The organism is Marinitoga okinawensis (assembly GCF_055387075.1).
The window spans coordinates 19,375-28,246 of the sequence record NZ_AP042423.1 but is presented as its reverse complement, the minus strand read 5'-3'; the positions used below and the strand labels follow the sequence as shown (position 1 = coordinate 28,246).

Here is an 8,872-nt window from a genome sequence, read left to right as displayed (position 1 = left end):
ATATTTCCTATCATATTCACTTGAAAACAACTTTTTTGATTAATTTCCTATTTAGCAAAAACGGGTACCTTAAATCACCTTATTTTGGTTAAAAAAATGTAACAATAAAAAATGTCTGCAATTGCAGACACACAATATAACATAAGTTATATCATTTTTGTTATTAAAGTTCAAAGTGAAGGTGATAATGTGATAGATGATTTCAATTTAAATAAATTAGGATACTCATATGGTTTAGCTGTAAAATTAGATTACCCTATTAGATTAAAAATTTTGCAAGAGAATTAAATGAATTACTTAAAAAAGGTGCATTGAAAAAATATTTCGTTTATTTATTGATTATTCTTCTAAATACAAAATCAGAACACTTAATCCACTTACATTAAATATAGAAAATTATGAGGCTATTAGAAAATTTGTAAAGGGATATTGTTTAGGAATGCTTATAACTAATTAAAAAAGTAGACTAATCATTTCAGATTATTTATCAATATTTAATCATACAAGATGAGGAAAATTTTTATATAGGGGGATTAATTATGAATACTGAAGAAAATGCCAAAACGCTAATAGACGAACAGCTTAGGGAATTAGGTTGGAATCTTACCAATTTTGATGAAATTACTAAGGAATATTCTTTACCAAATGCACAAAGAGCAGATTATGTAATTCTTTATAATAAAAAACCAATAGCTGTAATTGAAGCTAAAAAAAAAGGTGTTGATTTGCGAAATGCATTATTACAAGCAAAAAATTATGCAAAGATTTTAAATGACAATGGAGCAAATGTAATATTAATATTTGCATCAGATGGAGAAAAAATATATAGACAAAATTTAAAAGCTAATACACGTCCTGAAGAGATACTACGATTTATGACTTATTCTGAAATAAAGGAATTTATTCATCCTGAAACTGATTTACTTTTAGCCAATCTTAGAGATTATCAAAAAATTGCAGTATCACAGGTAATAAGTGCATTTCAATTAGGTAAAGAAAAAACATATTTAGAAATGGCTACAGGAACAGGAAAAACAATAACTGCCGCAGGAATTATTGCTAAAATGTACAAGGTTGGTTTAGCTAAAAGAGTATTGTTTTTAGTAGATAGAGATTCTTTAGCTGATCAAACAGTAAGAGCATTTACCAAAGTACTTGGAGATGTATTTAAAATAAATAGGCTTATTGGTATAAAAGAGGATAAATATAATGATATTTCGGTATCAACTATACAATTTTTGTATGCTAACAAAAAATACTTAATTTATCCAAATAATCTTTTTGATATGGTGATTTTGGATGAATGTCATAGATCCTATTTTGGAGATTGGTACGATGTTGTGGAGCATTTTAGAAATGGTGGGGCTAAAATTTTAGGGTTAACTGCAACTCCTTCCGATAAAGAAACTCAAAATACTGATGACTATTTTGGAGAGCCAGTTTTTAGATATACATATAATCAAGGAGTTATAGATGGAATACTTGCAGAAACTGAGTGGTATAAATTTTTAACAAATATTGATTTAACAGGAATACACGATATGGGATTTGATTTTGAACCTGAAGAATTGGGACGTAGAGTTGATGTTCCCAGAAGAAATGAAATAATTAGTGAAAAATACTTTGAGGTAATAAATTATGGGAAAACTCGTATAATTCCTAAAACATTAATATTTGCTGCAAGTATTAAACATGCTAATCACTTAAGAAATACATTTATTGATAAATATAATGAATTAAATAATTTACCCAGAAATGATGCATCTGCCGAGGAGTTTATCGTTACAATTCATAATCAAATAAAGAATGCAAAACAATTAATAAAAGAATTTCAGCAGATAGATAGTAAAATAAGAATAGCTATTTCTGTTGATATGTTATCAACGGGAATAGATGCACCTGATATTGAAGTTTTAGTTATGGCAAGACCAACTAAATCTAAGATTTTATATGTACAAATGAAAGGGAGAGCAACAAGACGATGTACCATTGAACATCATGGAAAAGAAAAAAATAAATTTAAATTAATAGATTTTGTAGATCTTACTGGTATTGAAGAGATTATAACTAACGAAAAAATAAAAGAAGATGATTTAATCCTAGATGAAAATGAGAATAATGGAAATGAAGAAACAATAAATGATGTTAAAATCAAATCTATAAAAGAAGTCAAAGAACCTGAAAAAATAGAAATGGTAATTGCTGATGTTCCTGTTTGGCTTGTAAAATCTGAAATAATAACGCCTGAATTATTTAGTGAAATAAGAAAACAGATTGAGCCTCAATTAAAAGTGATAAAGGAACAAACTGCATTAAAAGCAAGGTTTATTCAAGCTATTTTGTCGTGGGAAGCATTAAATCCAAAAATTCCAGTAAATGAAAAATATCTTGAGGCGTTTGGATTTGATATAAATACTTTAAGAGAAATATTTGGAGAAGTTGATGCGACATATCAAGATTTTATTGACGTAGCACTTGGGAAAAAGAAATTTAAAAGCGTTGAAGAAAAAAATAGAGATGCAGTTAAACATTGGTTGGAAGAGATAAAAAAATTTAATAATGAACAAATAGAATTTTTAATGATGTATTATGATTTTAAGAAAAGGAATCCTAAACTTACTTATTCACAATTTGCAAATAGTCAGATACTTCAACATAAAGGTGGAATTGATAAAATTAAGCTTATTTTTGGTTCTCTTGATGAATTTACAAAAGTTTATGAAACTATGAAAAAAATAAATTATATAAATGTAGATGAATTTAAGGAGGAATAATATATGGCAACAAAGAATGTTGATTTTCATAAATTAGGTGATGAACTATGGAAAATAGCAAATATCTTTAGAGACGATTCTTTAAAAACAACAGAATACCTAGAAGAATTTAGTTATTTTCTTTTTCTAAAATTATTTGATGATCAGGAAAAACAACGTGAAGAAGCAGCTAGAATAGATGGAAATGAGTATATTCCATATTTACCTGAAGAATTAAGATTTTATACGTGGGCTAATGAAATAATAAATGGTGACATAACAATTAATGAAGTTGTTCCAACAGTAAGGAAAATATTTCAAGATCTTGCAAATATAGAAGATCATAATGGAAAAGACTTAAGTCTTTTTCGCAGATTATTTAGAAATCATATATGGAGAATAAAATATGGTCCTACAATAAGAGATCTTTTAAAAAAATTGATCGATTTAAAACTTGAACAGAACTTTGATGTTATGGGAAGAGCATATGAATTTGTAGTCCAAAAATTAGGTGAACAAAAACAATATGGACAGTATTTTACTCCAAGACATATTATTCATTTTATGGTTGATCTTGCTGATCCAGAAATTGGAGAAAAAATATATGATCCTGCAGTAGGAACAGGGGGATTTATACTAAGGGCTTTTGAGGTTGTTAAGAAAAAAATTTATGAAAAATATGAAAATGATTATTTCCTTGTTGAAAAATATTTTAGAGAATTAAAAGAAAAGAATTTGTGGGGTATAGAAAAAGCTCCAGATGTATATAAACTTGCTTTAATGAACATGATATTACACAATGACGGAAAATCAAATTTATATGAGGCAGATAGTCTTGATAATCGTGCTCAAGATACTCATAAACAAAAATATGATGTAGTACTATCCAATCCTCCATATGGTCCATTAACTCAATCAAGGGTTGGTATTTTTGAATATCATGTAAAGAGATTTGAAGCATTATTTATACAACATATTATGAATTCTCTAAAATTTTCATCACCTGATAAAAAAAATTCAAGAGCTGTAGTTATTATTCTTGATAAAATTCTTTTTGATAATTCTAATACGTTTAAAAATATAAGAAAAAAGCTTTTGAGAGAATTCAATCTTAAAGCAATAATTTCTATGCCTGCTGGTATTTTTCACCCATATAGTGGTGTTAAAACTACAATTTTATATTTTGAAAGACCAACAAATAAAGAGTGGAATGAAATAAAATCAAAAAATGATTATGCAACAAAATATATTTTATTTTTTGATGTAAAGAATGATGGTTTTACCCTTTCAACTCAAAGAAAACCAATAAATGGAGCATTTCAAGGAAATAATCCAAATATATATAACCCACCATGTGGAGATTTGCCAGATGCAATTTCAACTTTTAAAGAGTGGATAAAAACTCTTGATAATGATAATATTGATACATTTAAAGAAAAATATGTTGATAATAAACAAGTTTGGATTGCAAATATTGATGAGATAAAAAGAAAAGATTATAACCTTAATCCAGGGTTATATAGAAATATAGAAAAAAGAAATATTAAATGGAAGTGGGTAAAATTAGGAGATATATTAGAAAAGTATTCAGTTCGTAATAAAGAAAAGAAATTATTACCTGTTTATAGTATAACAAAAGAACAAGGAATAATTTTAGCTGATAAATATTTTAAAGAAAATGTTTATGGGAAAAATAATGATACATATGAGAAAAATCTTTCACAATATAAAGTTATTGAAAAAGGGTGTTTTGTTTATAACCCTTATCGTATAAATATTGGATCGATAGGTTATTTTGATATTCCAAAAAAAGGTTTAGTTAGTCCAGCATATGTTGTTTTTAAAGTTAAAAATAAAGATAAAGTAGATGAATTATTTTTGTTTAATATATTTAAAAGTGATTGGTTTCTATCTAGAATAAATGAATCAACTTCTGGAAGTATTAGAGATAGTTTAAGTTTTGAATTATTATCACAAATTCATATTCCACTTCCACCACTTGAAGTTCAAAAGCAAATTGTGGAAAGATTAAAAAAACAGCGAGTAATTATTGAAAAATCAAAAGAGCTTGAAAAAATATTCCTAGATACAGGTATTGATAATGCTATTTTTAAAGGTAATTGGAAGTTTGTAGAATTAAATGATATTGTTACATTTGCTCAATACGGAATATCCTCAAGAGCTGATGGAACTGAAGAAGATATACCTATTTTGGGAATGAATAATTTGACATATATAGGTGAGATTGATTTATCATCATTAAAATATATTAAACTTGATAAAGATAAACTAGAAAAATACAAACTTGAAAAGGGAGATATACTTTTTAATAGAACAAACAGCAAAACTCTTATAGGTAAAACAGCTATTTTTGATATTGATGGTACCTATGTTTTTGCATCGTATTTAATTCGTTTAAGAGTAAATAAAGATAAGGTGTTACCAAAATTTGTATCATACTATATGAATTCAAAATTAATTAAAGAATATATTCAAACATTATGTAGAGAAATTATTGGACAAGCAAATATAAATCTACAGGAACTTAAATCTATTAAAATTTCTATTCCCCCTCTTGAAAAACAACAGGAAATTATTGAAATTTTAGATAGTCAATTTGAAGCACTTGATAAAATTCGTAAAATGCGTGAAAATGCAGAAATAATGATAAAAGCAATTCTTGAAAAAGAGGTGTTTGCGATTGAATGAAACCACAAAAGTAATAAAAGAATATTTATTTGCATTTCAAAATAATTTATATTCATTAACATTAGAAAAAGCATTTGTTTTTTTTAAATATTTTTTGTTCAATATTTCTGAAATTAATCATGATAAAGTGATAAATAAATTATCACTTGATGAATATAATAAAGATACTTTTAAATTTTACTCAGAAATTTATTCAAAAAGATATCTTATTAATCTTTATGATATTTATACTAATGATTTTAGACTTATTTTAATTATATATTTTTTATATTATTTAAATCAATATGAAAATTCTATTTTTAAAAATAAATTTGTTGATGAACTATTAAATAAAAAAAGATTAGAATTTTTTGAAGAATTATTTAATCTTTTAAATTATATAGACAAAAATATAGATTATCAGAATAATATATCAAAAATATATTTTACAAATGAATTCAAATCTAGAACAATTTATACAATAACTGAAAATATTAAATCTTTTTTAAACAAAAATACAATCAATGAATTAAATAATGTATTTTTAATTTTTGTTGAACGCCTTGATCTTTTTAATAATTTATTTAAAAAGAGAATGTATTCAGTCAATGAAATCATTGATGTATTAACACAATTTCAAAAAGAAGAATGGGCATATGCTCTAGATTCGATGTTGATTTATCCAAATAATGATTATGACATTAATATTGAGGAAATGAAATGGTTTATAAAGTTATATTGGGTATATTACACCTTAAACAATTTTAGAAAACATCTCAAAATTTTTACTACGGATTATTTTTATTATAAGAAAAAAAATAATAATAAAATAAGTAAAGCCGAGGAAATAGCTCAATCACACTATTTGCTTTATTTAAGGCAATTTGTTGATAACGGTAATAATGAGCATAAAATTATTGATCATGAGAAGCATTTTGGAGGGTTGCGTTATGATATATTAATTAATGAATTTGAAGGATTTCCTCCATTTATTATTGAGTGCAAATTTACGATAAATAAAATTACCGACGATGAATTAAAAAAATGGGTTAACCAAATACATGGATATATTCAAAAATATAATGAATCTTATGATAGTGTACAAATAAATAATGGATTATTGTTGGTTTTCCATAATAATAAAGCTAAATTGCAAGAGCTGAATATTTTAGAAAATATTAATGACAATTTTTACAAGATAAAGTATGTAGAACCTGAATTATATTTATTTAGTGTAAATATTGATTAATAGATAATTAGAATAGTTCTTGAAAAAAAACATAAAAATTTTATTTAAAGTAAAATGTGAAGGAAATTTGCACAAAATTTTTTATGGTCTCAATATAACTAATCTTATAATTATTTATATTTAAAAAATATACCGTTATAATTTTCTTTTAGTCCTTTCAATATTTTAAAAATTGTACTTGATTGAATATTAAAATATCTCTACTAGCTATTAATAGAAGGAAACTCATAATAGTTTTTATCATACCACTATACTATGGCAATTCCATCTCTATACTTAAAATTAATATTTTCAACTTCAATCTTTTTAGAAAAATTAGATGGATCTACTTTACGCCAAACATATCCCTACTATGTATGAGTTTTTCCTATAATCTAATTATAAATCTAGGTTTTTGAAACTTTATTATTAATCTACTATTCTTTTATAGTTTTATATTTACAAACAAAATTCCCATTCACATCATATTTTGCAAATTCAACATTTTTATTTTTATTAGCTTTATTACTATGGGTAAATCTATGTAAAATATTTTCTCTAGCACTAACCCATTCCAAATTATCTACATGATTATTACCCCTATTAAAATCTTTATGATTTACATATTTTTTATTTTCTGAATCGTCATTTGGAATAAAAGTTTCCTAAACTAATCTATGGACGTAAATATGTTTTCCATAATGAGAGATAGCAACATATCCATCATTTCTTATAATTAAACTTAAAAATCTTCCTAAACGGCAATTATAGACTCTTCCAAAATTTGAAACAAATAAATCATTGTTGTATCGTTTAAATATTTCATCATTATTTAATAGCTCAATTTCTTTATCCATAATATTTACCTCCATTTATTTGTATTCTATAAATAATTAACAATAAAATTAAGGATGGGGTGACTCTATGATTGGAAAAATTGAAAGAGTTAATTTAAGGGATATCTGGAAAAACGAAGCATATGATTTTACAAACTGGCTTGCTGAAAACCTAGATGTATTAGCAGAAACATTAGGTATATCTCTTTCATTAATTGAGACAGAAAAAGCTGTTGGAACATTTAATGTAGATATATTAGCAGAAGATAGTGATGGGAATCTTGTTGTTATTGAAAACCAATTAGAAAAAACAGATCACGATCATCTTGGAAAGCTCATTACCTATGCTACAAACATAGATGCTAAAAAGGCAATTTGGATAACATCCGAACCAAGAAATGCACATATAACAGCAATATCTTGGTTAAATGAATCAACACCAATAGATTTTTATTTGTTAAAATTAGAAGCTGTAAAAATAGGAAACTCTGAACCAGCACCATTATTTTATATAATAGTAGGACCGAGTGAAGAATCAAAAGATATTGGATCTAAAAAAATAGAATTGTCAAAACGTCATATAAAAAGATTAGATTTTTGGCAAAAACTATTAGAAAGAAGCAAAAAGAAAACCGATTTATTTTCAAGAATTTCACCGAGCAAAGATAATTGGATCTCTACAGGAGTTGGATTATCTGGGTTAAGATTACAATATCTTATTAACTATGATTGGGGATCAGTTGAATTATATATTGATGGTGGAAAAGGTTCTGAAGAGATTAATAAAAAATATTTTGATTATTTATTCTCAAAAAAAGATATGATTGAGAAAGTACTTGAAGATAAACTTGAATGGGAAAGAATGGATGAAAATAGAGCATCTAGAATAAGAAAAAAATTTGAAAAATGGGGATTAAAAGATGAGGAACATTGGGAAGAATTACAAGATCAAATGATAGATTTTATGATCAGATTTAGAAAAATAATAAAAAAATACGTACCAGAATTAAAAAAAGTAAGGAATAAAAATATCGAAGAATAATTCTATATTATTACATCTAACTGATTTATTTTTAACAATTTCTTTCTGATTAGAATTAGCATGTTCGCGGTGATTACTTAAAACCTTTATAAAAGAAACTTTGCTTAAATTTTATGCTATAATAAATAATTAAAATTCAAATAACTACTTTACATTCAATACTAAAACGGCATTTACCGTTTGGTAAGTGCCGTTTTTTGTTATTTATAATTCTAAAAACCTCATTTATAACAAAGTCAATGTATTAAAATTAGAATTAAAATGAAAATAATAAATTAAGGGGAATTTATATAAGTAAGTTAAGAGCTAAATTAACCTCAGGAAG

General features: G+C 25.2%; 6 protein-coding genes. 4 read left to right on the top strand and 2 right to left on the bottom strand.

Annotation, left to right across the window (positions count from 1 at the left end):
- The first annotated feature begins 539 nt into the window (after window positions 1-539).
- Genes ACZ5CK_RS11065 through ACZ5CK_RS11055 form a run of 3 tightly spaced genes read left to right on the top strand, consistent with a single transcriptional unit; the run spans window position 540 to window position 6,690 of the window.
- Window positions 540-2,774 (top strand): DEAD/DEAH box helicase family protein, encoded by a 2,235-nt coding sequence (locus ACZ5CK_RS11065; protein ID WP_280996308.1) that lies wholly within the window; start codon window positions 540-542, stop codon window positions 2,772-2,774.
- 3 nt (window positions 2,775-2,777) lie between these two features.
- Window positions 2,778-5,462: an N-6 DNA methylase gene (locus ACZ5CK_RS11060; RefSeq protein WP_280996309.1), complete on the top strand. Its 2,685-nt coding sequence runs from the start codon at window positions 2,778-2,780 to the stop codon at window positions 5,460-5,462.
- Window positions 5,455-6,690 carry a hypothetical protein gene (locus ACZ5CK_RS11055; protein WP_280996311.1) on the top strand — a complete coding sequence of 412 codons (1,236 nt, stop codon included), beginning with the start codon at window positions 5,455-5,457 and terminating at the stop codon, window positions 6,688-6,690. Before ACZ5CK_RS11060 ends, ACZ5CK_RS11055 begins: the two co-directional genes overlap by 8 nt.
- A 416-nt stretch (window positions 6,691-7,106) precedes the next feature.
- On the opposite strand, the gene ACZ5CK_RS11050 is transcribed toward ACZ5CK_RS11055, so the two are convergent.
- Complete coding sequence (locus ACZ5CK_RS11050; RefSeq protein WP_280996320.1) at window positions 7,107-7,325, bottom strand: HNH endonuclease; 219 nt, start codon at window positions 7,323-7,325, stop codon at window positions 7,107-7,109.
- Window positions 7,326-7,334: 9 nt separating this feature from the next.
- Window positions 7,335-7,526, bottom strand: coding sequence for a hypothetical protein (locus tag ACZ5CK_RS11045; RefSeq protein WP_464582996.1), 192 nt, complete (start codon window positions 7,524-7,526; stop codon window positions 7,335-7,337).
- Window positions 7,527-7,593: 67 nt separating this feature from the next.
- On the opposite strand from ACZ5CK_RS11045, the gene ACZ5CK_RS11040 reads away from it, so the two are divergent.
- On the top strand, window positions 7,594-8,547 hold the full coding sequence (locus tag ACZ5CK_RS11040) for a DUF4268 domain-containing protein (RefSeq protein WP_280996315.1): 954 nt from the start codon (window positions 7,594-7,596) through the stop codon (window positions 8,545-8,547).
- Window positions 8,548-8,872: the final 325 nt, after the last annotated feature.

What these genes read in the sequence shown, in the direction of transcription:
- ACZ5CK_RS11065 (WP_280996308.1), top strand. Translation starts at nt 540, where the DNA reads ATGAATACTGAAGAAAATGCCAAAACGCTAATAGACGAACAGCTTAGG.
- ACZ5CK_RS11060 (WP_280996309.1), top strand. Translation starts at nt 2,778, where the DNA reads ATGGCAACAAAGAATGTTGATTTTCATAAATTAGGTGATGAACTATGG.
- ACZ5CK_RS11045 (WP_464582996.1), bottom strand. Translation starts at nt 7,526, where the DNA reads ATGGATAAAGAAATTGAGCTATTAAATAATGATGAAATATTTAAACGA.
- ACZ5CK_RS11040 (WP_280996315.1), top strand. Translation starts at nt 7,594, where the DNA reads ATGATTGGAAAAATTGAAAGAGTTAATTTAAGGGATATCTGGAAAAAC.